The organism is Massilia sp. BGA-UO-ETr-WB1 (genome assembly GCF_059567845.1).
Genome location: NZ_JCAQOT010000021.1, coordinates 786,367 through 811,768 on the forward strand (window position 1 = coordinate 786,367; position 25,402 = coordinate 811,768).

21 protein-coding genes and 2 rRNA genes are annotated in these 25,402 nt (G+C 64.8%); 9 read left to right on the forward strand and 14 right to left on the reverse strand.

Features of this window, described 5'->3' with window-relative positions; genetic code table 11:
- The first annotated feature begins 115 nt into the window (after nucleotides 1–115).
- Nucleotides 116–358, forward strand: a complete 243-nt coding sequence (locus AC56DV_RS08250) for a type II toxin-antitoxin system Phd/YefM family antitoxin (protein WP_496313799.1) — start codon at nucleotides 116–118, stop codon at nucleotides 356–358.
- A complete protein-coding gene (locus AC56DV_RS08255) occupies nucleotides 355–618 on the forward strand; it encodes a Txe/YoeB family addiction module toxin (RefSeq protein ID WP_496313800.1) in 264 nt (87 codons plus the stop codon). Before AC56DV_RS08250 ends, AC56DV_RS08255 begins: the two co-directional genes overlap by 4 nt.
- Here AC56DV_RS08255 and AC56DV_RS08260 read toward each other — a convergent pair whose 3' ends face one another.
- From AC56DV_RS08260 to AC56DV_RS08280, 5 genes are read right to left on the reverse strand one after another with little or no spacing between them, the layout of a single operon-like run.
- Nucleotides 619–2,064, reverse strand: a complete 1,446-nt coding sequence (locus tag AC56DV_RS08260; RefSeq protein WP_496313801.1) for an amidohydrolase family protein — start codon at nucleotides 2,062–2,064, stop codon at nucleotides 619–621.
- Between the two features lie 32 nt (nucleotides 2,065–2,096).
- On the reverse strand, nucleotides 2,097–2,789 hold the full coding sequence (locus AC56DV_RS08265) for an amino acid ABC transporter permease (RefSeq protein WP_496313802.1): 693 nt from the start codon (nucleotides 2,787–2,789) through the stop codon (nucleotides 2,097–2,099).
- Between the two features lies 1 nt (nucleotide 2,790).
- Entirely contained in the window at nucleotides 2,791–3,543 is a 753-nt protein-coding gene (locus tag AC56DV_RS08270) for an amino acid ABC transporter permease (protein WP_496313803.1), read from the reverse strand.
- Between the two features lie 15 nt (nucleotides 3,544–3,558).
- A complete protein-coding gene (locus AC56DV_RS08275) occupies nucleotides 3,559–4,506 on the reverse strand; it encodes an amino acid ABC transporter substrate-binding protein (protein WP_496313804.1) in 948 nt (315 codons plus the stop codon).
- A gap of 45 nt (nucleotides 4,507–4,551) precedes the next feature.
- Nucleotides 4,552–5,277 carry an amino acid ABC transporter ATP-binding protein gene (locus tag AC56DV_RS08280; RefSeq protein ID WP_496313805.1) on the reverse strand — a complete coding sequence of 242 codons (726 nt, stop codon included), beginning with the start codon at nucleotides 5,275–5,277 and terminating at the stop codon, nucleotides 4,552–4,554.
- Nucleotides 5,278–5,463: 186 nt separating this feature from the next.
- On the opposite strand from AC56DV_RS08280, the gene AC56DV_RS08285 reads away from it, so the two are divergent.
- From AC56DV_RS08285 to AC56DV_RS08295, 3 genes are all read left to right on the forward strand, one after another.
- The gene (locus tag AC56DV_RS08285) at nucleotides 5,464–6,723 is read left to right on the forward strand and encodes a dicarboxylate/amino acid:cation symporter (protein WP_496313806.1); all 1,260 of its coding nucleotides are present in this window, start codon (nucleotides 5,464–5,466) and stop codon (nucleotides 6,721–6,723) included.
- A 178-nt stretch (nucleotides 6,724–6,901) separates the two neighbouring features.
- Nucleotides 6,902–8,023, forward strand: coding sequence for an ice-binding family protein (locus AC56DV_RS08290; RefSeq protein WP_496313807.1), 1,122 nt, complete (start codon nucleotides 6,902–6,904; stop codon nucleotides 8,021–8,023).
- Nucleotides 8,024–8,055: 32 nt separating this feature from the next.
- Entirely contained in the window at nucleotides 8,056–9,198 is a 1,143-nt protein-coding gene (locus AC56DV_RS08295; protein WP_496313808.1) for an OmpA family protein, read from the forward strand.
- Nucleotides 9,199–9,218: 20 nt separating this feature from the next.
- On the opposite strand, the gene AC56DV_RS08300 is transcribed toward AC56DV_RS08295, so the two are convergent.
- A complete protein-coding gene (locus AC56DV_RS08300) occupies nucleotides 9,219–11,075 on the reverse strand; it encodes an ABCB family ABC transporter ATP-binding protein/permease (RefSeq protein ID WP_496313809.1) in 1,857 nt (618 codons plus the stop codon).
- A gap of 63 nt (nucleotides 11,076–11,138) precedes the next feature.
- Here AC56DV_RS08300 and AC56DV_RS08305 point away from each other — a divergent pair, with 63 nt between their 5' ends.
- Together AC56DV_RS08305 and AC56DV_RS08310 are read left to right on the forward strand one after the other, a co-directional pair.
- On the forward strand, nucleotides 11,139–11,600 hold the full coding sequence (locus tag AC56DV_RS08305; RefSeq protein ID WP_496313810.1) for an acyl-CoA thioesterase: 462 nt from the start codon (nucleotides 11,139–11,141) through the stop codon (nucleotides 11,598–11,600).
- Nucleotides 11,601–11,618: 18 nt separating this feature from the next.
- Nucleotides 11,619–13,283, forward strand: coding sequence for an alkaline phosphatase D family protein (locus AC56DV_RS08310; RefSeq protein ID WP_496313811.1), 1,665 nt, complete (start codon nucleotides 11,619–11,621; stop codon nucleotides 13,281–13,283).
- A gap of 39 nt (nucleotides 13,284–13,322) precedes the next feature.
- Here AC56DV_RS08310 and AC56DV_RS08315 read toward each other — a convergent pair whose 3' ends face one another.
- The 4 genes from AC56DV_RS08315 to AC56DV_RS08330 form a co-directional block, all read right to left on the reverse strand.
- Nucleotides 13,323–14,993, reverse strand: a complete 1,671-nt coding sequence (locus tag AC56DV_RS08315; RefSeq protein WP_496313812.1) for a long-chain fatty acid--CoA ligase — start codon at nucleotides 14,991–14,993, stop codon at nucleotides 13,323–13,325.
- A gap of 77 nt (nucleotides 14,994–15,070) precedes the next feature.
- On the reverse strand, nucleotides 15,071–16,768 hold the full coding sequence (locus AC56DV_RS08320) for a long-chain fatty acid--CoA ligase (RefSeq protein ID WP_496313813.1): 1,698 nt from the start codon (nucleotides 16,766–16,768) through the stop codon (nucleotides 15,071–15,073).
- Nucleotides 16,769–16,945: 177 nt separating this feature from the next.
- Nucleotides 16,946–18,049 (reverse strand): aminopeptidase, encoded by a 1,104-nt coding sequence (locus tag AC56DV_RS08325; protein WP_496313814.1) that lies wholly within the window; start codon nucleotides 18,047–18,049, stop codon nucleotides 16,946–16,948.
- 33 nt (nucleotides 18,050–18,082) lie between these two features.
- The gene (locus tag AC56DV_RS08330; RefSeq protein ID WP_496313815.1) at nucleotides 18,083–20,170 is read right to left on the reverse strand and encodes a molybdopterin-containing oxidoreductase family protein; all 2,088 of its coding nucleotides are present in this window, start codon (nucleotides 20,168–20,170) and stop codon (nucleotides 18,083–18,085) included.
- A 158-nt stretch (nucleotides 20,171–20,328) separates the two neighbouring features.
- Between AC56DV_RS08330 and AC56DV_RS08335 the strand changes: the two genes are divergently transcribed.
- A complete protein-coding gene (locus AC56DV_RS08335; protein WP_496313816.1) occupies nucleotides 20,329–21,525 on the forward strand; it encodes a M20 aminoacylase family protein in 1,197 nt (398 codons plus the stop codon).
- 11 nt (nucleotides 21,526–21,536) lie between these two features.
- On the opposite strand, the gene AC56DV_RS08340 is transcribed toward AC56DV_RS08335, so the two are convergent.
- Nucleotides 21,537–22,427 carry an NAD(P)-dependent oxidoreductase gene (locus tag AC56DV_RS08340; RefSeq protein ID WP_496313817.1) on the reverse strand — a complete coding sequence of 297 codons (891 nt, stop codon included), beginning with the start codon at nucleotides 22,425–22,427 and terminating at the stop codon, nucleotides 21,537–21,539.
- A 145-nt stretch (nucleotides 22,428–22,572) separates the two neighbouring features.
- Between AC56DV_RS08340 and AC56DV_RS08345 the strand changes: the two genes are divergently transcribed.
- The gene (locus AC56DV_RS08345; protein WP_496313818.1) at nucleotides 22,573–23,112 is read left to right on the forward strand and encodes an acyloxyacyl hydrolase; all 540 of its coding nucleotides are present in this window, start codon (nucleotides 22,573–22,575) and stop codon (nucleotides 23,110–23,112) included.
- Between the two features lie 66 nt (nucleotides 23,113–23,178).
- On the opposite strand, the gene AC56DV_RS08350 is transcribed toward AC56DV_RS08345, so the two are convergent.
- The 3 genes from AC56DV_RS08350 to AC56DV_RS08360 form a co-directional block, all read right to left on the reverse strand.
- Nucleotides 23,179–24,906 carry a M4 family metallopeptidase gene (locus AC56DV_RS08350; protein ID WP_496313819.1) on the reverse strand — a complete coding sequence of 576 codons (1,728 nt, stop codon included), beginning with the start codon at nucleotides 24,904–24,906 and terminating at the stop codon, nucleotides 23,179–23,181.
- Nucleotides 24,907–25,067: 161 nt separating this feature from the next.
- Nucleotides 25,068–25,180, reverse strand: a 5S ribosomal RNA gene (gene rrf, locus AC56DV_RS08355).
- A 106-nt stretch (nucleotides 25,181–25,286) separates the two neighbouring features.
- Nucleotides 25,287–25,402 (reverse strand): 23S ribosomal RNA (locus AC56DV_RS08360); the annotation flags it as partial.

Sequence of the window (25,402 nt, forward strand, 5' to 3'; positions counted from 1 at the left end):
CAGTGAGGAATGCCGCCATTTTACCCTCTGCGCCCGGCATGGCGCAGAGTTGCGCAGGCCGTTTGACAAGGCATCGCCAGTGGCGTACCGTGAAAATCCTACGTGGAGACTACTCATGGATACGATTTCCGCCACCGACGCCAGCGCCCGCCTTCATAGCTTGATTGATGAAACGGCAAGCAATCACCGGCCGGTCACCATTACCGGGCCAAACGGCAACGCTGTGCTCGTTTCGGCCGAAGACTGGGCCGCAGTACAGGAAACGCTTTTCCTGCTGTCCGTGCCCGGCATGCGCGAGTCCATACGCGCCGGAATGGCTGAGCCGCTGGAAAACAGTAGCGAGGAACTGAGCTGGTGAGCTGGCGCCTGGTCTTTACCAAGCAGGCGCAGAAAGATGCGCAAAAACTCGCCGCTGCGGGCTTAAAAGACAAGGCGCAGGTCCTGCTCGACATCCTGGCCTCAGATCCCCTTGCCACACCGCCGCGCTACGAAAAACTTGTCGGCGATCTGGCGGGCGCTTACTCCCGGCGCATCAATATTCATCACCGGCTGGTCTACGAAATCATCGCGGACCAAAAGACGGTCCGTGTCCTACGCATGTGGTCACATTACGAATAGCTACTTCGCGTCCTGCGCGGCCACCCAGGCTTTCACTTCTGCCAACATCTTGTCGAGCGCGGCGCGGTCGTATGCGGTGCCGCGGCTGACCACCATGCGGATCTTGCGGGTGGCGGCGATGTCCTGCAGCGGGTCCGCGTCCAGCACCAGCAGGTCGGCCGCTTTGCCTTCGGCCAGGCTGCCGTAGCGGTCCAGCTTGCCCAGGAAGCGCGGGCCGGCGATGACGGCGCTTTGCAGTGCCTGCGCCGGGGTGAGGCCGTATTTCACGTACAGGCCGATTTCGTCGTGCAGCGCCTGGCCGGGGTAGTCGAAGGAGTTCAGGAAGCCGGCGTCCGTGCCGGCCACGATGCTGACGCCTTCCTGCGCCAGGATCGGCAGCAGCGAGGCGGATTTCTCGAACAGGGCGTGGCGCAGGGCGACCGCTTCCGGGCCGTCCTTGGCGGCGCGCTGCACGCGCCAGTCGTAGGTGGCGCGCAGGCCTTTGCCGATGTACTGCAGGTAGGCGTCCTTGCTGTGGTCGTTCTTGTCGAGGTAGGCGGTGACGTAGGAACCGTACAGCGTGGGCACGATGGCGGTGCCGGCGGCCGCCATGCGCTTGAAGGCGGCGCGCGCGATGGCTTCGTCGTAGCTTTCCAGGCTCAGTTTCATGGCTTCGCGGCCGGCCAGCTTGCCTTCGGCCACTTGCGCCGTCAGCTCGGCTTCGCGCGGCGTGGCGGCGCGCAGCAGGTAGGACTGGTGCTCCACCGTGCCCAGACCGGCGTTGAACATGGTGTCCAGCGTGAGCTGCACCGGCACGTGGCCGGAGGTGCGCATGCCGCGCTCCTTGGCCTGCTTCAGCGCTTCCAGGTACATCGCCGGCGTGAGCGTGTTTTCGGTGATCTTCACGAAATCCACTTTCTGGCCCTGCAGCTTGTCCAGCGCGGCGCTGACCTCGGCGGGGCTGCCGACTTCGATGGTGCCCTTCCACAGCGGCTTGACGCCTTCCAGCTTCTGGCCGGAGGTGAAGATGGTGGGGCCGCTCATCCTGCCCGACGCAACCTGCGCGCGCCAGTCCAGCACCGTGTCCGCCAGGTCGCCGGCGCAGTCGCGCACGGCGGTGATGCCGTGCGCCAGGTACAGCGGCATCAGCTGCTTGTTCTCTTCGATCAGCTCCGGGCCACCGCCGAAGTGCATATGCGTATCCCACAGGCCGGGCATCAGGTATTTGCCGGGCAGGCGGACGGTCTTCTTCGGCGCGTAGTTCTTCAGCGCCTTGTCGTCCACCACGGCCAGGATGGTGTCGCCCTTGAGCACCACGGACTTGCCCTTGACGGCCTTGCCGGCGGCGACGTCGATCAGCGTGGCCTGGGTCAATACCAGGTCGGCCGCGATCTTGCCGGCGGCGTGCGCGCTATTGAGCAGGCCAAGCGCAAGCAGCGCGGCGGAGAGGGTTTTCATCGACGGCATGGCGGCTCCCTAAAAATTCAAGTGCGCGCATGTTACCGGATGATCGCCACTTTGCGCTGCAGCTTGCGCACCATCCAGGACAGCAGGCTGCACAGCACGAAATACACCACCGCCACGAACAGGTACATTTCCACCAGCCGCCCGTCGCGCTGCGCCACCTTGCTGGCCGCGCCGACGAAGTCCGCCACCGACAGCACGTACACCAGCGACACGTCCTGGAACAGCACGATGGTCTGCGTGAGCAGCACCGGCAGCATGTTGCGGAACGCTTGCGGCAGGATCACGTGGCCCATCACCTGCCAGTAGCCCATGCCCAGCGCCTGCGCCGCCAACATCTGCCCGCGCGCCACAGACTGTATGCCGCCGCGCATGATCTCGCAGTAATAAGCCGCCTGGAACAGGATGAAGGTGATCAGCGCGGACCAGAACGCGCCCACCTTGACCGGCTCGGGCGAGCCGATGATCCAGGCGCCGATGTAGGGCACCAGGAAATAGAACCAGAAGATCACCAGCACCAGCGGCACCGCGCGCATCAGGTTCACATAGCCGGAGGCGAGCAGCGACAGGACCGGATTGGACGACAGGCGCCCCAGCGCCAGCAGGGTGCCCAGCACCACGCCGCCCAGCATGGCGAACACGGTGAGTTCCAGCGTGAACAGCATGCCGACCTGGAACAGGTAGACCCAGGAGCGGGCGATGACGTCGAAATCGAATCCGGCGAACATGTCAGCGCACCCCGCCGGACTGGAAGCTGCCTGGCAGCGCCAGCTTGCGTTCGACCAGGTGCATCAGCCCCACCACGATGATGTTGACGGTGACGTAGATCAGCGTGGCGGCGGAAAACGCTTCGAACACCTGGAAGGAGAACTCCTGGATGGCGCGCGCGCTGGCGGTCAGCTCGGTCAGGCCGATGGTCAGCGCGATGGAGCTGTTCTTGATGATGTTGAGGAACTCGCTGGTGAGCGGCGGCAGGATGACGCGGAAGGCCAGCGGCAGCAGCACGTGGCGGTAGGCCTGCCAGCGCGACAGGCCGAGCGCCAGGGCCGCCGTGCCCTGCCCGCCCGAGAGCGACTCGATACCCGCCGTGACCTGCACCGCCACCCGCGCCGAGGTGTAGAAGCCGAGCGAGATGACGGCCGTGACGAAGGGCGCGTTCGGCAGCGCCTTGAGCCAGGCGCCCGTCTCGGCCGGCACCAGCTCGGGCATGACGAAGTACCACAGGAACATCTGCACCAGCAGCGGCACGTTGCGGAACAGTTCAATGTAGGCGGTGCCGAGGCGGCGCAGCACGGCGCCGGTGCGGGTATCGGGCAGGGTGCGCGCGGTGCCGATCAGCACACCCAGCACCAGTGCCATGATCCAGCCGCACAGCGAGGCGGCCAGCGTCCATTGCAGGCCGTCGACCAGCGTTTCCCAGTAGGTGTGGACGCCGTCCGGCGATTCCTCCCAGAAGATGCGCCAATTCCAGTTGTAGTTCATGCCGCGGCCGCCGGCTTATTTCTTCTTCTTGGCGGCGGCCTGCTGCGCGGCCGGCACGGCGGCATAGGCGGCCGGGTCCGGCGAATCCGTCGGCTTGGCCAGCACCGCCTGCAGCTGCGGCGGCATGGGGAAATTGAGGTTGATGCCCTTGGGCGGGATGGGCGACATGAACCACTTGTCGTACACCTTCTTGAAGTCATCGCTCTGGTAGAAGCGCGTCAGCGTGGCGTCCACCAGCTGCTTGAAGGCGGGATCTTCCCGGCGCAGCATGATGCCGTAGGGTTCGACCGACAGCGCCTCCTTGGTGATCTCATAGTCGCCCGGATTCTTGGCGGCAGCCACCTGCGCGGCCAGCAGGATGTCGTCGTTGGCCTGCGCCACCGCGCGGCCGGTTTCCAGCATCAGGAACGATTCCGGATGGTCCTTGCCTACCAGGATGGTCATGCCGAGGCCCATTTCGTTGTTCAGGATGGTGAGCTGCTTCTGCGTGGTGGTGCCGGCGGTGACCACCAGCGGCTTGCCCTTCATGTCGGCCAGGCTCTTGATGCCGGAGGACTTCTTCACCAGCAGCTTGTTGGCCACCACGAACATGGTGGGCGCGAAGGCCACCTGCTTTTGGCGCTCGGCGTTGTTGGTGGCGGAGCCGCATTCGAGGTCGATGGTGCCGTTGGCCATGAGCGGGATGCGGTTGGCCGGCGTGACCGGGTTCATCATCACCTTCACCGACGTCAGGCCCAGCTGCTTCTGCGCGGCGGTGACGATCTTCATGCACAGGTCGACCGAATAGCCGATGTACTGCTGCTTGTCGTCCAGGTAGGAAAAGGGCACCGAGCCGTCGCGCACGCCCAGCGTGATGGTGCCGGTGCGCTTGATCTTGGCCAGGGTGCCGGTGAGTTCCTGCGCCACGGTTGTGGCGGTGGCGGTGCACATCAGGGTGATGACAAGCAGCTTGTTCAACGTCATGATTCCTCCGGTAAGAAGTTCAACAACGTGCGGCGCGGTTACAGGCTAATGAATAATGCGCGCCAAAAAGTCCTTCGCCCGCTCGGAACGCGGGGCGCCAAAGAATTCGTCCTTCGTGCAGTCTTCCAGGATGCGGCCCTTGTCCATGAATACGACGCGGTTGGCCACTTTCTTGGCAAAGCCCATTTCGTGGGTCACCACCATCATGGTCATGCCTTCCTGCGCCAGGCCCACCATCACGTCCAGCACTTCATTGATCATTTCCGGGTCCAGCGCCGACGTCGGCTCGTCGAACAGCATGGCGATCGGGTCCATCGACAGCGCGCGCGCGATGGCCACGCGCTGCTGCTGACCGCCGGACAGCTGGTTGGGGAATTTGTCCTGCTGCGCCAGCAGGCCCACGCGGTCCAGGTACTTCAGGCCGCGCTCATTGGCCTCGTCCTTGCTGCGGCCCAGCACCTTGATCTGCCCCAGCGTGAGGTTCTCGCGCACCGACAGGTGCGGGAACAGCTCGAAATTCTGGAACACCATGCCGATGCGCGCGCGCAGCGCCGGCAGGTTGGTGCCCTTGGCGCCGACCGAGGTGCCGTCGACGATGATCTCGCCCTCCTGGAACGGCTCCAGGCCGTTGACGGTCTTGATCAGGGTGGATTTTCCCGAGCCGGACGGGCCGCAAATCACCATGACGTCGCCCTTGGCCACCTCGGTGCTGCAGTCGGTGAGCACCTGGAACTGGCCGTACCATTTATTGAGTTTTTTTATGGCTATCATTTTTTGCGTTTAAAATTCGGCCCGCAAATTGTTTATTTAGCGCGACACACAGTTGCTTGACAGGCATCTGGACCGCAAGGATACTGCGACACTTGCTTAGTTATTCATCACTTACAACAACATTCTACCGGCCATTTACCCAATGGCGCGCAGTTTAGAGACACACTACCACAGGAAACCCCGCCTATGAAAACACGCAACAATTTGACAACCTACATCATGGTTAGCCTGGTGCTAGGCATCATCGTCGGGTACTTCGCCAACGTCGGCCTGGCCAATCCTGGCACCTTTGCCGAGTATATGTCCTATCTGACCACGATCTTCCTGCGTTTGATCAAGATGATCATCGCTCCGCTGGTCTTTGCCACCCTGGTGGTCGGCATCGCGCGCATGGGCGACGCCAAGGAAGTGGGCCGCATCGGCCTGAAGACGCTGGGCTGGTTCTTCATCGCCTCCGTCATGTCGCTGCTGCTGGGCCTCATCATGGTCAACATCTTCCGTCCGGGCGACGCCCTGGTCGGCCATCTGCCTGCGGTGGCCACGCCGTCCGGCATCGCCGCTTCCGGCCTGTCGCTCAAAGAGTTCATCACCCACCTGGTGCCGGCCTCCATCATCGACGGCATGGCCAAAAATGAAATCCTGCAGATCGTGATCTTCTCGCTGTTCTTCGGCACCGCCGCCGCTGCCGTGGGCGTGAAAGCGGAACCGCTGGTGGACGCGGTGGACGGCATCGCCCACATCATGCTGAAGGTAACCGGCTACGTGATGAATTTCGCGCCGGTAGCCGTGTTCGCGGCCGTGGCAGGCACCATCGCCAAGAGCGGCGTGGGCGTGCTGGGCACCTACGGCGTGTTCATGGCCGAGTTCTACCTGAGTATCGCCATCCTGTGGGGCCTGCTGATCTTCGCCGGCTTCGTGTTCCTGGGCCGCCGCATCTTCGCCCTGATGAGCGAGATGAAGGGCCCGGCCCTGCTGGCCTTCTCCTGCGCCTCGAGCGAAGCGGCCTACCCGAAAACGCTGGAAGGCCTGGAGCGTTTCGGCGTGCGCAACCGCATCGCCTCCTTCGTGCTGCCGATCGGCTATTCCTTCAACCTGGATGGCTCGATGATGTACTGCACCTTCGCCACCGTGTTCATCGCACAGGCCTACGGCATTGAACTGTCGATGGCCACGCAGCTGACCATGATGGCCGTGCTGATGCTGACCTCCAAGGGTATCGCCGGCGTGCCGCGCGCCTCGCTGGTGGTGATCGCCGCCACCCTGGGCCAGTTCAACATCCCGGAAGCCGGCCTGCTGCTGCTGCTCGGTATCGACCACTTCCTGGACATGGCGCGCTCCGCCACCAACGTGATCGGCAACAGCGTGGCCGCCGCCGTGGTGGCCAAGTGGGAGGGCGAGCTGGTCGCCCCGCTGGACAAGGAACTGTCGGACTCGCCGCTGCCGTAACAGCCGGCGCGGACGTAAGAAAGGCTTCCCTCGGGAAGCCTTTCTTATTTAGTGTTGTTACCGAACAGTCTATTCTCGGTTTCATCCCTCCTGCGTGCGGTAACGAACACAACAATAAGGCGGCCAGGCTGGATAGTGGGGCACTCGGCCGAATTCGGCTGCATCACCCAAGGCCCCCATGACCACCTTACACCGCGCCACCAGCCGCCTGCTTTGCACCGCAGGCCTCATCGCCACCGCCCTCCTCGCCGCCTGCGGCGGTGGCAGCCAGGGCCGCGACGCCATCCTCGGCCTGCCCGCCGCCGCATTGGCCAACGTCTCCGTGACGCCGGCCACCGCAGCGCTGCTGGTCGGCGCCAGACAGCAGCTGACCGCGACCGCCACCTACGCCGACGGTTCCTCGCAGGACGTGACGACGGCCGCCGCCTGGACTTCGGCGGCGCCAGCGGTGGCCACCGTCGGGTCCACTGGCGGCCTCGCCACCGCCGTGGCGGCAGGCAGCGCCAATATTACCGCCACCTTCGGCGCCAAGGCCGGCAACGCCGTGCTGACCGTGATGGCGCAGCCTGTCGTGCCTCCAGTAGTCGTCCCGCCGGTCGTGGTCCTGCCGGTCGAGGTTCCGCCGGTCGTGGTCCCGCCGGTCGTGGTTCCGCCGGTCGTGGTCCCGCCGGTCGTGACGCCGCCCGTGGTGGTTCCGCCCGGGATCGGCGTTAACCTGGGCACAGCCGCCAACTTCGGCGTACTGGCCGGCACCTCGATCACCAACAATTCCGGCGGCACCACCCTCGTCACGGGCGATGTCGGTTCGCCGTCGCAGACCACCGATCCAGTGCAGGCGGCCGGCTTCACCAACTATAAGTCCGGCGCCATCCTGGCCGGCGCCCTGGCCGACCTGCAAGTTGCGATCGTTGATGCAAACAGCCGCAGCTGCACCGTGAATTCCGCCGCCGGCGTCGATCTCGGCGGCCTGGTATTGACGCCCGGCGTGTACTGCTACGCAGGCGCCATCAGCATCACCGGCACCTTCACGATGAACGGCCCCGGCCTGTACATCTTCCGCACCGCGTCCACGCTGAACAGCACTGCCAATTCCATCGTGGCGCTGACTGGCGGCGCAACGGCGGCCAACGTGAACTGGGTGCCGGTGGGCCCGACCACGCTGGGCGCGAACAGCGTCTTCAAGGGTTCGATCCTGGGCCAGGCCGCCGCCATCACGCTGGGCGACAACGCCACGCTGCTGAACGGCCGCGTCCTCACCGCCGCCGCCGTCACGCTGAGCAACAACCAGATCAGCAAGTAATGGCCCGCGTCCACACACCTCGAGAGCATGACATGAACATAGCAAAATACCTTGCAGCCCTGGGCGCCGTCGGCGGCGCGCTGTTGATCGGCCAGAGCGCCCTGGCGGCCGAAGAGCCTTTCGTCAATCCGGACTGGGCCAACCAGGCCTGGTACATCGGCGCCGGCGTCGGCCAGTCGCGCGCCACCATAGACAAGAACCGGCTGGTGAACAGCCTGACGGCCAACGGCGCGCAAGTGACCGCCTTCACCACCGACCAGCGCGACCTGGGCTACAAGCTCACGCTGGGCAAGCAGTTGAACCGCTACTTCGCCATCGAGGCCGCCTACTTCGAGCTCGGCAAGTTCGGCTTCCACGCCACCACCACGCCGAACGGCGTGCTCAATGGCGAAGCCGGCTTCCGGGGCGGCAGCCTGGACCTGGTCGGCCAACTGCCGCTGTCCGAGCGCTTCTCGCTGCTCGGCCGCGCCGGCATGAACTACGCCAAGGCCAGCACCCGCTTCGACGGCAACCGCCTGTTCGCGGTGAGCAATCCGAACCCGAGCCAAAGCAAGCTCAATGCCAAGGCCGGCCTGGGCCTGGAGTACAAATTCAGCGAAGCGCTGGCCCTGCGCGGCGAAGTGGAACGCTACCGCGTCAACGACGCGGTGGGCAACCGCGGCGACGTGGACCTGTATTCGCTGGGCCTGGTCTACAAACTGGGGCGTCCGGCGGCCAGGCCTGTCGTCTATGCGCCGGCTCCCGCCCCGGCGCCTGAGGTGACCGCCGCGCAACCACCGCCCGCACCGCCGCCGCCTGCTCCAGTTCCGGTTTCCGAGAAGGTGACGTTCGCCGCCGAAACGCTGTTCGACTTCGACAGCGCGCGCGTGAAACCGGAAGGCATGGCGGCGCTGGACGCCTTGCTGGCCAAGCTGCAGGGGATGAACACGGAAGTGATGATCACGGTGGGCCACGCCGATGCGATCGGCACGGACGGATACAACCAGAAGCTGTCGCTGCGCCGCGCCGACGCGGTGAAGGCTTACATCATGGGCAAGGGCGTGGACGCCGCGCGCATCTACACCGAGGGCAAGGGCGAAGCCCAGCCTGTGGCGGACAACAAGACGGCGCAAGGCCGCAGCATGAACCGCCGCGTGACGGTGGAAGTGGTGGGCAGCCGCACCACCACCCGCTAAGCACCAGGTATCAAACGGCTTTAGCCGACCAGCTGCGCGCCGGTCGGCGAAGCCAGTTCCTCTTCCACGCGCGCCTGCTGCCGCTGCCACATCTGGGCGTACAGCCCGCCGGCATCCAGCAGCGACTGGTGCGTGCCGCGCTCCACGATGCGGCCGTGATCGAGCACGATGATCTGCTCCGCGTCCACCACCGTGGACAGGCGGTGCGCAATCACCATGGTGGTGCGGTGCCGGGCGATTTCCTTGAGCTGCGCCTGGATGGCCTGCTCGGCCTTCGAATCCAGCGCGGAGGTGGCCTCGTCGAAGATCAGGATGGCCGGGTTCTTCAGCAAGGTGCGCGCGATGGCCACGCGCTGCTTTTCGCCGCCCGACAGTTTCAGCCCGCGCTCGCCCACCATGGTGGCGTAGCCGTCCGGCAGGCTGGCGATGAAGTCGTGGATCGACGCCGCCTTGGCCGCCGCCACGATGTCCTCCTTGCTGGAGCCGGGCTTGCCGTAGGCGATGTTGTACTCGATGGTGTCGTTGAACAGCACCGTATCCTGCGGCACGATGCCGATCGCGTGGCGCAGCGAATCCTGGGTCACCGCGCGCAGGTCCTGGCCGTCGATGGTGATGGCGCCCTGGTTCACTTCATAGAAGCGGTACAGCAAACGCGACAGGGTCGACTTGCCCGAGCCGCTGTGGCCCACCACCGCCGTGGTGGTGCCGGCCGCGATGGTGAAGTCGACGTCGAACAGGATCTGGCGCTTGGACTCGTAGCTGAAGTCCACGTGCGCGAAGCGCACCTGCGCGCCCTGCGTGTGCAGCGGCTTGGCGTCCGGCGCGTCCGCCACTTCGCGGTTCTGGTCCAGCAGCGAGAACAGGCGCTCCATGTCCGCCAGGCTTTGCTTGATCTCGCGGTAGATCACGCCCAGGAAGTTGAGCGGGATGTAGAGCTGGATCATGAAAGCGTTCACCAGCACCAGGTCGCCCAGGGTCATCTTGCCGTCGATGACGCCCTGCGTGGCGCGCCACAGGATCAGCGTGACGGCGGTGGCGATGATCAGCGACTGGCCGGTGTTGAGGAAGGACAGCGAGGTCTGCGACTTCACCGCCGCCGACTCGAAGCGCTGCAGGCCCTCGTCGTAGCGCTTGGCCTCGTAGTCCTCGTTGCCGAAGTACTTCACGGTTTCGTAGTTGATCAGCGAGTCGATGGCCTTGGTGTTGGCCTTCGAATCGAGGTCGTTCATGGTGCGGCGGAAGTGCGTGCGCCAGTCGGTGACCGTGATGGTGAACACGATGTAGGACACCAGCGCCACGAAGGTGATGGCGCTGAACCAGATGTCGTACTGCGTGACGAGGTAGGCCAGCACCAGCGAAATCTCCACCAGCGTGGGCAGGATGTTGAACAGCGTGTACGAGATCAGCGAACCGACGCCGCGCGTGCCGCGCTCGATGTCGCGCGTCATGCCGCCGGTCTGGCGGTTCAGGTGGAAACGCAGCGACAGCGAATGCAGATGGCGGAACACCTTGAGCGCGATGGTGCGCACGGCGCGCTGCGTCACGCGCGCGAACAGGAACTCGCGCAGCTCGGTGAACACGGTGGTGGACAGGCGCAGCAGGCCGTACGCCACCAGCGCGCCGAGCGGCAGCACCAGCAGCGCGTGCGGGTGCGACGGCGAAATGGTCATCTCGTCCACCAGCTTTTTCAGCACCACCGGCACGCCCACGTTGGCCATCTTGGCGCCGATCAGGCAAAGCAGCGCGGCCAGCACGCGCCATTTATAGACCCACAGGTAGGGAATCAGGGTCTTCAGGGTGGCCATATCGCTGCGTGGCGGCTTGCCGGCGGCGTCTGGAGCGGGTGGCGGTGGGGGCGAGGTGGCTGAGCGGCGCATGGCGAAACGGGGCTTCCGTGGTTTACAATCAGTCCCAATTGTAGCCCTTAGCGAGACTTCACGATGACCACGCCCGAAAACACCACCACCCCGGCCGTTGCCGCTGGCGCGCCCCAGGCGCCGGAGCGGCAAGGCCTGCCGCCGGGGAAAATGCCCGAACTGCGCGTGATGCCCGCCCCGTCCGACGCCAACGTCTACGGCGACGTGTTCGGCGGCTGGATCATGGCGCAGGTGGACATCGCCGGCTCGCTGCCCGCCACCCGGCGCGCCAACGGCCGCGTGGCTACCGTGGCGGTGAACTCCTTCGTGTTCAAAAATCCCGTCTTCGTCGGCGATCTGCTGTCCTTCTACGCCGACATCATCAAGGTCGGCAACACCTCCATCACCGTGAACGTGGAAGTGTACGCGGAGCGCAACCGCCTGCAGGCGTGCACCGTCAAGGTGACCGAAGCCACGCTGACCTACGTCGCCACAGGCCCGGACCGCAAGCCGCGCCAGGTGCCGCCGCTGGAAACGCTGCTGTAAGCGTGCCGTAGGCCGCGCATGGAGCCGGGGCGCCGCATCCTCCTGCTGGGCGGGGCCCGGCTGTCGGCGCTGGCCGCGATGGCCGCCGCCGGCGCCACCATCGCAGGCAGCGAACCGGCACGCGGCCAACAAGGCGGGCAACCGCGCGCCCGCGGCGGCGCCGGGCAGTCCGGCCCCGGCGCCCTGAACGGCGCCGGCTACCCCTTCTCGCTCGGCGTGGCCTCCGGCTCGCCGCTGCCCACCGCCGTGGTGCTGTGGACCCGCATCCTGTACGACCCGTTCAACGCCGCCGCCATGCCGGCGCTGGCCATGACCGTGCGCTGGGAAGTGGCGCACGACGAAGCCTTCCGCAGCATCGCCGCCAAGGGCAGCGCGCCGGCCGCGCCCGAGCTGGCGCACAGCGTGCACGTGGACGTGGACGGCCTGGAGCCCGGCCGCTGGTACTGGTACCGCTTCATGCTGGGCGACGCCGTCAGCCCGGTGGGCCGCACCCGCACCGCGCCCGCGCCGGACAGCATGCCGGCCGCGCTCAAGCTGGCCGTGGCCTCCTGCCAGCACTGGGAGTTCGGCAGCTACGCCGCGCACCGCCACATCGCCGCCGACGCGCCCGACCTGGTAGCCTTCCTCGGCGACTACATCTACGAATGGGGGCCCTACCAGCGCCAGCATCCCGGCCGCGCCGTGCGCACCGACGAAAGCTACACGCTGGACCAGTACCGCGCCCGCTACGCGCAGTACAAAAGCGACCCCGACCTGCAGGCCGCGCACCGCGCCGCGCCCTGGATACTCACCTGGGACGACCACGAAGTGGCCAACGACTACGCCGGCGACCGCGACGAGCGTCTGTCCGCCGTCTTCGCCGCGCGCCGCGCCGCCGCCTACCAGGCCTACTACGAGCACCAGCCGATCCGCCTCAATCTGCAGGGCGGCCGCTACGGCACGCTGCGCATGCACCAGCGCTACGACTGGGGCCGGCTGGCGCGCTTCCACGTGCTCGACAACCGGCAGTACCGCGCGCCGCAAGCCTGCAGCGTGGGACGCGGCGGCTCCAGCTCGGTCTACTGGCGCGCGTGCGCCGAGCTGCGCGACCCGGCGCGCGAGATGCTGGGCGGCGAGCAGCAGCGCTGGCTGGAACTGGGGCTGAAGGAATCGAAGGCGCGCTGGAACATCCTGGCGCAGCAAACGCTGATGGCGGGCGGCAGCCAGGTGCCGCTGGTGAATGGCGACGACGGCCGCTACTGGACCGACGGCTGGGACGGCTACCCGGCGGCGCGCCAGCGCCTGTACGACGCGCTGCAAGCGAGCGGCGCGGCCAACCCGCTGGTGCTGTCCGGCGACGTGCACACCTTCTACGCCGCCGAGCTCACGCGCGACGGCCGCCGGCCGGCCGGGGCCGGCAATCCCGTCATTGCGACCGAGTTCTGCGGCACCTCCATCACCTCCGGCTCGCGCGCGCAGGCGCGCACGCTGCAGTACGTCGACATGAACCCGCAGCTCAAATACGGCCGCAGCGACAAGCGCGGCTACATGCTGTTCGACATCGGCCCCGAGCGCAGCAGCGTGCTGTTCCAGGGCCTGGACGACGTCCACAACCCCGCCAGCCCCATCGCCACCCTCGCCTCCTTCACCGTTCCGAACGGCAAAATGGGGTCAGGGTTAATTAAAAGTGCAACTTTTAATTAACCCTGACCCCATTTTGCGGGGGTGAAACTATTCAGTTCTTCAGGCGGCTTGCTTTTCGTCGCGCAGCTGGCGGCGGAGGATTTTGCCGACGTTGGTCTTCGGCAGCTCGTCGCGGAACTCGATGTATTTCGGCTTCTTGTAGGCCGTCAGTTCGGCCTTGCAGAATTCCTGGATGTCTTCGGCGGTCAGGTTGGGGTCCTTGCGCACCACGAACAGCTTGACCGCTTCGCCGGAGTTTTTGTCCGGCACGCCGATGCAGGCCACTTCCAGCACGCCCGGATGCGCGGCGACCACGCCTTCGATTTCGTTCGGGTAGACGTTGAAGCCGGATACCAGGATCATGTCTTTCTTGCGGTCGACAATGCGAGTGTAGCCGCGCTCGTCCATGATGCCCACGTCGCCGGTCTTGAAGAAGCCGTCGGCCGTCATGCTCTTGGCGGTTTCTTCCGGACGCTGCCAGTAGCCGGCCATCACCTGCGGGCCGCGGATGGCGATTTCGCCCGGCTGGCCCAGCGGCACTTCGACGCCGTCGTCGTCCAGGATCTTGATCTCGGTGGACGGGATCGGCAGGCCGATGGTGCCGGTGAATTCCTTGATGTCGACCCGGTTGGCGGTGGCCACCGGCGACGTTTCGGACAGGCCGTAGCCTTCGATGATGGGCGTGCCGGTCAGCTTCAGCCAGCGGTCCGCCACCGCCTGCTGCACCGCCATGCCGCCGCCGTTGCACACCTTGTAGCTGGAGAAGTCCAGCTTGGCGAAGTCGGGATTGTTGAGCAGCGCGTTGTACAGCGTGTTCACGGCCGGGAACACCACCACCGGATATTTCGCCAGCTCCTTGACGAAGCCGGGGATGTCGCGCGGGTTCGGCACCAGGATGTTCAGGCCACCGAAGCGCATGCCCATGAAGGCGCTGATGGTGAGCGAGTAGATGTGGTACAGCGGCAGCGCGCACACGAACACCACCTGCTTGCCGCTGGTGTCCAGGCCCAGCCAGGCTTCGTTCTGCAGCACATTGGAGATGATGTTGCGGTTGAGCAGCACGGCGCCCTTGGAGACGCCGGTGGTGCCGCCGGTGTACTGCAGGAAGGCGATGTCTTCGTGGCCCTGCTGCACCGGCTTGAGCGTGAGGCGCGAGCCCTCGGCCAGCATTTTCTTGAAGCTGATGGAACCGGGCAGCGACCAGGCCGGCACCATTTTCTTCACGTTGCGCACCACGAAGTTGACGATGGCGCCCTTCAGGCCGCCCAGCAGGTCGCCCATGGTGCCGACGATCACGTGCTTGACCTTGGTGTTCCCGATCACCTGCTGCACCGTGGTGGCGAAGTTTTCCAGCACGATGATGGCTTCGGCGCCGGAGTCGTTCAACTGGTGCTGCAGTTCGCGCGGCGTGTACAGCGGGTTGACGTTGACCACGGTGTAGCCGGCGCGCAGGATGCCGGCCATGGCGACCGGATATTGCAGCACGTTGGGCAGCATGATGGCCACGCGCGCGCCCTTTTCCAGGCCCTTGCTTTGCAGCCATGCGCCCATCTGCTTGGACATCTGGTCCACTTCGCGGTAGGTCAGGAACTTGTCCATGCACACGTAGGCGTTGCGGTCGGCAAACTGACGGAAAGACTCCTCCAGCAAATGCGTTACCGAGCTGTATTGCGTGTTGTCGATTTCCGCAGGTACGCCTTGGGGGTAGGAATTCAACCAAATCTTGTCCATCAGTAGCCTCGTTCAATCATTATTCGATAAAAAAACCGCCTGGCCTGCAGGCGGTTGTGCCCGGTGGGAGCGCGGAACTATGCCGCCTTCTTCTTCTCGCCCACCACTTCGTCGCGCAGCACGCGGCGCAGGATCTTGCCGACGTTGGTCTTCGGCAGCTCGTCGCGGAACTCGATGTATTTCGGCTTCTTGTAGCCGGTCAGGTTTTCTTTGCAGTAGGCCATCAGGGTGTCCACGTTCAGGTTCGGGTCCTTGCGCACCACGAACACTTTCACCGCTTCGCCCGAATGCTCGTCCGGCACGCCGATGCAGGCGCATTCCAGCACGCCCGGGTGGGCGGCGATCACGCCTTCCACTTCGTTCGGGTAGACGTTGAAGCCGGACACCAGCACCATGTCCTTCTTGCGGTCGACGATCTTGACGTAGCCGCTGGCGTCCATCACGCCGACGTCGCCGGATTTGAAGAAGCCCTCCGGCGTCATTACCTTGGCGGTTTCCTCCGGACGGTTCCAATAGCCCACCATCACTTGCGGGCCGCGGATGGCGATCTCGCCCGGCTGGCCCAGCGGCACTTCCTTGCCGTCGTCGTCCAGGATGGCGATGTCGGTGGACGGCACCGGCAGGCCGATGGTGGCGGTGAAGGCGGTGCCGTCGGCGCGGTTGCAGGTGGCGGTCGGCGAGGTTTCGGACAGGCCGTAGCCTTCGATGATGGGCACGCCCGTCACTTTCAGCCACTTGTCGTTGACGGCCTGCTGCACCGCCATGCCGCCGCCGTTGCAGATCACCACGCCGGAGAAGTCCAGCTTGCTGAACTCGGGGTGGTTCACCAGCGCGTTGTACAGCGTGTTCACGGCCGGCAGCATGTTGAACTTGTACTTGGACAGTTCCTTGATGAAGCCGCCGATGTCGCGCGGGTTGGGGATCAGGATGTTCATCGCGCCCATGCGCATGCCCCACATGGCGCAGGCCGTCAGCGCAAAGATGTGGTACAGCGGCAGCGCGCAGACGATGGTCAGCGGCTCGTTGGCCGGCAGGGTCTTCAGGCGCGGCTGGGCCCAGGCTTCGTTCTGCAGCAGGTTGGCGACGATGTTGCGGTGGGTGAGCGTGGCGCCCTTGGAGACACCGGTGGTGCCGCCCGTGTACTGCAGGAAGGCCACGTCGGACGCGTTCAGCTCCACCGGCGTGAGCTTCATGCCCGCGCCCTGCGACAGCGCGTCCTTGAAGCGCACCGCGTTCGGCAGCGAGAAAGCCGGCACCATCTTCTTCACGTTGCGCACCACGAAGTTGACGATCACGCCTTTCAGCCCGCCCAGCATCTCGCCCATGCTGGCGACCACGATGTGCTTGATCTTGGTGCGCGGCAGCACCTGCTCAAGCGTGGTGGCGAAGTTTTCCAGTATCAGGATGGCTTCGGCGCCGGAGTCGTTCAGCTGGTGCTCCAGCTCGCGGGGCGTATACAGCGGATTGACGTTGACCACGGTGTAGCCGGCGCGCAGGATGGCCGCGATGGCGATCGGGTATTGCAGCACGTTGGGCATCATCACCGCCACGCGCGCCCCCTTTTTCAGGCTGCGGCTTTGCAGCCACGCGCCCAGGCGCTTGGAGTAGCTATCGAGTTCGGCGTAGGTAAGGAATTTGTCCATGCAGACGTAGGCATTGCGGTCCGCATACTTCTGGAAGGACTCTTCCAGCAAATGCACCAGCGAGCGATATTGGTTCGGATCGATCTCCGCTGGAACGCCGGGGGGGTACGACTGCAGCCAAATTTTTTCCATCCTGTGCCTCGTCTCTTAATATGTTTTTTTGGGGGGCAAACAAAAAATAGTACGCTCGTACACAAACTGAGTAAGATGCTATCGGGCGCCACGCTAGTATGCAAGCGCTTTTGCAGATTTTGAACCCCTGCTCTACCAACAAATGCACAGATGCAATCTGCTGCAATGCAGCAGAATTCAGTGCGCCGGCGAAGCTAGCGATTGCGTAGCGACCGTATCGGGCTGGGGTGGTGGCGGCTGCCCCAGATGCAGCAACCGGGCCTGGCGCTCCTGCAGGCTCAAGGTGGACATGCCTTGCACCGCAGCATAAAAGCGCGGGAAGGTTTTTTCTTGCGCCAGCAAGGCGCGGAAGCCCGGTAAAAAATCATTGTAGGTTGCAACAGATGCAAGGTGGGCATTGTTCAGCGGTTCGGCGAAGAAGCGATCATAGCCCGCATAGCCGCCCCAACTGTTGACTTTCATCAACTGGTATTCCTCTTTCAGCGCGGCGAAAATGCGCAGCTTCTCTTCGCGCTTCTTCTTGTCGCTGACCTTGCGCGCGTAGTTGGCGGCCAGCAGCGCGCGGTGCCGCACCAGCAGGTCGAGGAAGTCGCGCCGCCGCACGCTGTAGCGCTCGTAGGCTTCGCGCATGGCCGGGTTGCCGTAGATGTCCAGCCAGCGCTGCACGCCGGCTTCCTCCACCGCCGTGGCGAAGGCTTCGTTGAAGCGCGAATCGCCCTGCACATAGGCCACCTGGTGCGCCAGCTCGTGGAACACCATGCGCGCCAGCTCGGCGTCGGAATAGTTGATGAAGGAGGACAGCAGCGGATCGCTGAACCAGCCCAGCGTGGAATAGGCGGGCACGCCGCCCAGCTGCACGTCGTTGCCTTCCTTGCGCAGCTCGTCGGCGTAGGCTTCGGCGTCTTCCTTGCTGTAGTAGCCGCGGTAGCTGACGCAGCCGGCGATGGGGAAGCACCACTGGATCGGCCGCAGCGACAGCGACGGCGTGGCCACCACGTTCCACAGCACGTAGGGGCGGTTCAGGGCGGCGTAGTTGCGGTAGCTGGCGTTGTCGGGCAGGCCGAGTTCCTTGACGGCGAAACGGCGTATCAGCAGCGCCTTTTCCAGGCGCGCCTTGAGTTTGGCGTCGGTGGCGGGATCGCCCAGCCAGTCTTCGATGGGGCGCGCCTCGGACCACAGCGCGTACTGGCCCTGGGCGGCCTGGAAGTAGTATTTAAACTGGGCGCAGCCGGCCAGCATCAATGCGCAAGCGCCCGCCGCCAGCCAGAACCTGGCACGCATTAACTGTCGGGCAAATTTGCGCATTTTTCACTCTCACGCCGCTTTCTCCACTTGGACCAGTGTATCGTAAAAAGTCGGCGCGCGGCCCATATCGGTGAGGCGCTGGCTGGTCACTTCGTTGGCGTTTTTGCCGTCCCCCGCGAGCTTTTTCCACCATATGGAGAGGCCCACCACGAGGCCCGCGCGGGCCTTGTCGGTGACCCGCAATTTACATTCGAATGAGCCACGATCGTTGTATATGCGCACCATATCGCCGTGCGCCACGCCGCGCTGCGCGGCATCGTCCGGGTGCATGTCGAGCTGCGGCTCGCCCTCGGTGGCGCGCAAGCTGGTCACATTGACAAAGGTGGAGTTCAGGAAGTTGCGCTGCGGCGGAGAAATCATGGCCAGCGGGTACCTGGCGGCCAGCTCCGGGTTGCTGGCGCGCGATTCGTACGGCGCGATATAGGTGGGCAGCGGATCGAGGCCGTCGGCCAGCATCTGCGCCGAGTAGAACTCGCACTTGCCGGACGGCGTGGGGAAGCCGCCCTGCGCGAACGGCGCGGCCGGCATGTTCAGGCGCTGCCAGCCTTTCTGCTTGAGCGAGTCCCAGTCGAAGTGCACGGCGCGCGCGTCTTTCGTGTTGAAAGCCTGTGCCGCCAGCTGGTCGTCGCTCTCGTGGAAGATGGGATCGTCCAGGCCCATGCGCGCGGCCAGCAGGCGGAAGATTTCCGTGTTCGGCTTGGCCTCGCCCATGGGCGCGATGGCGGCGTTGTTGGCCATCATGTACAGGTGGCCGTAGGAGGTGTGCACGTCCACGTGTTCCAGTTGCGTGGTGGCGGGCAGCACGATGTCGGCGTAGTCCACGGTGTCGCTCTGGAAGTGTTCCAGCACCACGGTGAACAGGTCTTCGCGCGCGAAGCCGGCCGCCACCTTGGCCGAATCGGGCGCCACCGCCACCGGGTTCGAGTTGTAGACGATCACCGCTTCCACCTGCGGGCCGAATTCGGGCGACGCCGGGCGCAGCAGGTCGTCGCCGATGGTGCTCATGTTGATGGTGCGCGGCAGCCTGGCGTGCCGCTGCAGCAGGTCGGTGCGCTGCAGCAGCGCCTTGTTGGCCGGGAACGAGCCGCTGGAGGAGAGCTGCATGCCGCCGGCCGCGTGGCGCCAGGCGCCCACCAGCGCCGGCAGGCAGGCGATATTGCGCACCGCCATGCCGCCGCCGCGCACCCGCTGCACGCCGTAGTTGGTGCGGATGGCCACCGGCTCGCCGTTCTTCGCCATGCCGCCGTACAGGCGCGCCAGCTCCACCACTTCCTGCACCGTGACGCCGCAGGTTTCAGCGGTCCGCTCCGGCGTCCATTCGGCCGCGCGTTCCTTGAGTTGCTCGAAGCCGAGCGTGTACCCGGCGATGTAATCGTGGTCCAGCAGGTCTTCGGCGATCAGCACATGCATCAGGCCCAGCGCCAGCGCGGCGTCGGTGCCGGGCAGCAGGGCGATGTGCTGGTGGCATTTCTCGGCCGTCAGCGAGCGGTAGGGGTCGATGGCGATCAGCTTGGCGCCGTTGCGCTTGGCGGCCTGCGCGCGGGTCCAGAAATGCAAGTTGGACGCGATGGGATTGCCGCCCCAGATGATGATCAGCTTGGCGTCCTGGAAGTGTTCCATGTCGGTGCCCACGGAGCCGCCCACCGTGTACTTGTAGCCGGTGGCGCCGGCCGTGGCGCAGATGGTGCGGTCCAGCTGCGAGGCGCCCAGCGTATGGAAGAAGCGGCCGGCCATGGACTCGCCCTGCAGCAGGCCCATGGTGCCGGCGTAGCTGTAGGGCAGCAGCGCTTCCGGTGCGCGCGCCACGATGGGCTTCAGCTTGGCGGCGATGGTGTCCAGCGCCTCGTCCCAGCTGATGCGTTCGAACTTGCCTTCGCCCTTTTTGCCCACCCGGCGCAGCGGATGCAGCAGGCGGTCCGGGTGGTAGGTGCGCTCGGTGTAGCGCGCCACCTTGGTACAGAGCACGCCGGCGGTGGTCGGGTGGTCCGGATCGCCCTTCACTTCGGTGGCGACGCCGTCTTCGACGGTGACGATGATGGCGCAGGTGTCGGGGCAATCGTGCGGGCAGGCGGCACGGACGTGGCTGGTGGAGGTCATGGCGGGTCCAGGGACAAACATCGAAACCGCTATCGTAAACGATTCCGCGCGACCCCATCCGGCGGCGGCAAAGGCTACAATGGCTATACCGCCATGGCGCTATGACGCAACGCGTCTTACCAAGACGCAAGCAAGAACAGAATACTGGAGAGCCCAGAATGAAACTTGTAGAACCGATTATTGCGTTTCAATCCGAACTGCAGCAGATCCGGCGCGATCTGCATGCGCACCCGGAACTTTGCTACGAGGAAGTACGCACCTCCGAGGTGGTGGCCGCCAAGCTGACCGAATGGGGCATCCCCGTGGTGCGCGGCCTGGGCCTGACCGGCGTGGTCGGCATCATCAAGAACGGCACGTCGGAGCGGGCCATCGGCCTGCGCGCCGACATGGACGCGCTGCCCATGCAGGAAATCAACACCTTCGCCCATGCATCCAAGCACGAAGGCAAGATGCACGCCTGCGGCCACGACGGCCACACCTCGATGCTGCTGGGCGCGGCCCACCACCTGGCGCAGCACCGCGATTTCGACGGCACCGTGTACCTGATTTTCCAGCCGGCCGAGGAAGGCGGGGCCGGTGCGCGCCGCATGATCCAGGACGGCCTGTTCGAGCGTTTCCCGATGGAAGCGGTGTACGGCATGCACAACTGGCCGGGCATGCCGGCCGGCAGCTTCGGCGTGTGCGAAGGGCCGATGATGGCCTCCAGCAATGAGTTCCACGTCACCATACGCGGCAAGGGCGCGCACGCGGCGCAGCCGCACAAGGGCATCGACCCCATCATGGTGGCGGTGCAGATCGCGCAGGCGTGGCAGACCATCGTCACCCGCAACAAGAGCCCGCTCGATACGGCGGTGCTGTCGATCACGCAGATCCACGCCGGCAGCGCCACCAACGTGATCCCGGACGAGGCCAAGATGGTGGGCACGGTGCGCACCTTCACCACCGAAGTGCTGGACCTGATCGAGCACCGCATGCGGCTGCTGGCCGAGAACATCGCGGCGGGCTTCGACGCGGAAGTGGACTTCGCGTTCCGGCGCAATTATCCGCCGCTGGTGAACCATGCCAAGGAAACCCGGTTCGCGGTGGAGGTGATGAAGGCGGTGGCCGGCGCCGACCAGGTGGACGACCAGGTCGAGCCGACCATGGGCGCGGAAGACTTCGCGTTCTTCCTGCAGGAGAAGCCGGGCTGCTACATCTTCCTCGGCAACGGCGACGGCGACCACCGCGACGGCGGCCACGGCCTCGGTCCCTGTGTGCTGCACAACGGCAGCTACGACTTCAACGACAACCTGCTGCCCATCGGCGCCAGCTTCTGGGTGCGGCTGGCGGAGACGGCGCTGCCGCTGGCGCGCTGACCTTTGCCGGGTTACGGCAGCTGATCCGCCCCGCTTCCCACGCGGTGGCCGGTATTCAGCTGCTCCAGCCCCAGCAGCGCCGCCGAATGGTCCGCCTGCGGGAACATGTCCACAATCGCTTCATAGCGCTGCGTCACCAGGTCCGTCACAGGCAGCTGCACGCCCGCCGCCGCCGCGGCCGCCAAAATATTGTGCTGGTCCTTCAACTGCGTGCGCACCTGCCCGCCCGGCATGAAATTGCGCTCCAGCATGCGCTGGCCGTGCACCTCCAAAATCTTGCTTTCCGCAAAACCGCCCCGTATCGCCGCCCGCACCGCAGCCGGGTCGGCGCCGGCCGCCTGCGCCAGCAACAGCGCTTCCGCCACGATGTTGATCGTGCCGCCCACGATCAGCTGGTTGCACAGCTTGGACACCTGCCCGCTGCCCGCCGGCCCCACCAGGGTGGAACGTCCCATGGCCGCGAACACCGGCTCGGCGCGAGCGTAATCCTCCGCGCTGCCGCCCGCCATGATGGCCAGCGTGCCCGCCTGCGCGCCGCCCACGCCGCCCGACACCGGCGCATCGACAAAGCGGCAGCCCCCCGCGGTGAGCCGCGTGTGGAATTCCTGCGCCTCGGACTGGCGCGTGGAACTCATGTCTATCCACAGCGCGCCCGGCCGCAGCGAAGGCAGCGCCGCATCGATCACCAGGCCCACCACCGGCCCCGCCTCCAGCATCGAGATGACCACGTCCGCCGAGCTGACCGCGTCCCCCAGCTCGGCCACCGGCATGGCGCCGAATTCAGCCAGCGGTTCGGCCTTGCTGGCCGTGCGGTTCCAGACGGTGACGGCGTAACCGGCGTGCAGCAGGCGCCGCACCATCGGCTCTCCCATCAAGCCGATACCAAGGAATGAAATTTGCATTGACAATGGGACTACTCCTGAGTGAACAATGTTGAGGATGTCTTAAGAATAGTAGCGCCTCCTGAACGATTTTGTGAATCTCGGTAGAATGAAGTACTGCTATATAACTCGACATATAGCGCCGACTCTGAAAGAAGCCATGCAAATGAAAAAAATTTTCGCGGCGGCTGCCGCAATCCTGGCAATGCAAGCAGCTGTTGCCGACGACAAGCTGATCGACACCGCCTACGGTGAATACGCCAGCGCCTCCAAGATCCAGATGGCCCGCATCGGCGCCACCTCGGACTGGAACAAGCAGTGGTTCCAGTCCAACGGCACCAGCCTGAGCGGCTACTGGGACGCCAGCTTCGGCGCCTGGCGCGGCAAGATGGCCAACAACGTGCCGGGCGCGCACCAGGACCTGGTGGACATCGGCTTCACCCCCGTGTTCCGCTACGGCGCCGACAACAAGAAGGGTTTCTACGTTGAAGGCGGCATCGGCGTGCACCTGCTGTCCAAACTGTACAACAACAACGACGACAAGCTGTCCACCGCCTTCCAGTTCGGCGACCACATCGGCGTAGGCTATGTGTTCAACAACAACTGGGAAGTGGCCGCCAAGATCCAGCACTTCTCGAACGGCGGCATCAAGAAGCCGAACAGCGGCGTCGATTACGCCGTGGTGAAACTGGCCTATCGTTACTAAGCGGCCCTCATAAAAAAAACCTCCGCAGTTCGCACTGCGGAGGTTTTTTTTCGTCCTGCGGATGGCTTACTCGGCGACGTCCGTCCCTACGTTGATGGCCGCGTAAGCGCGCTGCACCGCCTTGGCCTCGGCACTGTTCACGCCATACAGCTCCTGCGCGGAAGCCAGCACTTTCAGGCGCGCGTCCGCGTAGTTGGTCGAGGACGTGAACTTGGTGCTCAGCGCCTTGAACCAGATGCGGTAAGCCTTGTCCAGGCCGATGCCTGTCATCGCCAGCGGCGCCTGGGTCAGGTACTTGCTGTAGTACTCGCTGCTGGCGCTCGAGTTCGAACCCTTGGCCAGGAAGTAGAACATGCGGTTGTTCGGGCCGCTGCTGTAGTGCACGTCCAGGCGCTTGAGCGAGGTGCTCCATGCGTCCGGGCTGCTGCCGTCCTTGCTGGGCTTGTACATCCAGCGCAGCGGCTGGCCGTTCTTGGCGATTTCCTGGCCCATCATCCAGTCGTTGGCGCTGGGCGATGGCAGCGTGGCGCCGGTGCCACCGGCGCGCGCATAAGCCTCCACCGCTTCGCCGGTGATGTCCGAGCTGGACTCGTTCAGGCCGCCGGACTCGCCGCGGTAAACCAGGTTGGAGGTGGCGGCGGTGACGCCGTGGCCCATCTCGTGGCCGATCACGTCGATCGAGCCGAGGTTGTTGAAGTAGGTGCCGCCGTCGCCGATGTACATGCACTTGCAGCTGTCGGAGTAGTAGGCGTTGTCGTACGCGGTGTTGACGTGGGCCGCGATGTAGGTGGACGTGTTGTTGCCGTCCAGCGACTGCCAGCCCAGCACGTTCTTCAGCATGTCGTAGGTGTTCATCAAGCCCCACAGCGCGTTGACGGCGGCGGTCTGGCCGTTGGCGTTGGTGGTGCTGCCGCCGGCGATGTACTGCTGGCCGTCGCCCCAGGTGTTGCTGGTGTTGGTGTACACGCTGCCGGCGCTGGTGGTGTGGTTGGCGTTGGTGATGGCCATGGCGCCGAAGGTGCCGCCGGTGCCGCGCGAGCCGTCCACCATCTTGTAGGTGGTGCCGCTCAGGGTGGTGTTGATGGGCACGGCGCCGTTGTACTGGCTGTTGCCGGTGCCGATCACGGTCTGCAGCATGTTCCACTGCTCGATCACGCTGCCGTCCTGGGCGTTGACGATGGTGTTGTGGAACACCGGCTTGTTGCCGTTGGCCATGCGGGTCTGCACCAGGTAGGCCAGCTTGTAGCCTTCCAGCACGTCGGTCACGTCGGTGGCGTTCAGCTCGGCTTCGGCCTTGTTCTCGGCGCCGGCCACGCGCACGGTTTTCATGACGGGATAGATGATCAGCTCGGCGCTTGGCGGGTCGATCGCCACGCCATAAGGGCCGATGCGGCTCAGCGCGGCGTCCACGGCCTGCTGCGCGCGCAGCTTGGGCTTGACGTCCATGCGCTTGGCCGACAGCGCGCCGCGGCGGTCGGCGATCGATTCGCTGAGGATATTGCCGCCGGCGTCGGAGACCACCACCGATTCGGATTCGAAGATGCGCACGCCCTTGTAGGTATGGTTCAAGCGGCTGATGGCGTGGCCGCGCGCGCCCGGATGCTGGCTGCCGATGGCGAAGCCATGGTCGGTGTCCAGGCCGTGCTTGCCGCGCTCGCCGTTCAGCGTGCTGATCAGCCGGGCTTTCTCTTGCGGGGAAAACGCTGCCGGCTCGCCCATGGTGGGGGCTGCGTGGGCGGTGGAAAGTAGCGACGCTGCAACGGCGGCGGCTAGCATGGTCGTACGAAGTGCCATTTCTATCTCCCAGGTTGGTAGGAGTGGAAAGTTAGCTCATCGGTTCATCGCCCGTCAAAAAAGATGGGAAATGAGACTTTTCCGGGCGAGTTGTTAAAAATGGGACACTCAAAAGCAAAAAACCCCGCCAGGATCACCCGGCGGGGTTTTGCATATAACTAGCCTGACGATAACCTACTTTCACACTGGTTGCAGCACTATCATCGGCGCAAAATCGTTTCACGGTCCTGTTCGGGATGGGAAGGGGTGGGACCGATTTGCTATGGTCATCAGGCTTTGACTTGTACGCTGCCCACTGTGGTGGACAGCTGCAATCTGGAAGAAGTAAATTCGGGTAGTAATTCAAACACAGGCAAATGCGATATAACCGTCAAGGTTATAGGGACAAGCCTTACGGGCAATTAGTACTGGTTAGCTTAATGCATTACTGCACTTCCACACCCAGCCTATCAACGTCCTGGTCTCGAACGACCCTTCAAGGAGCTTAAAGCTCCGG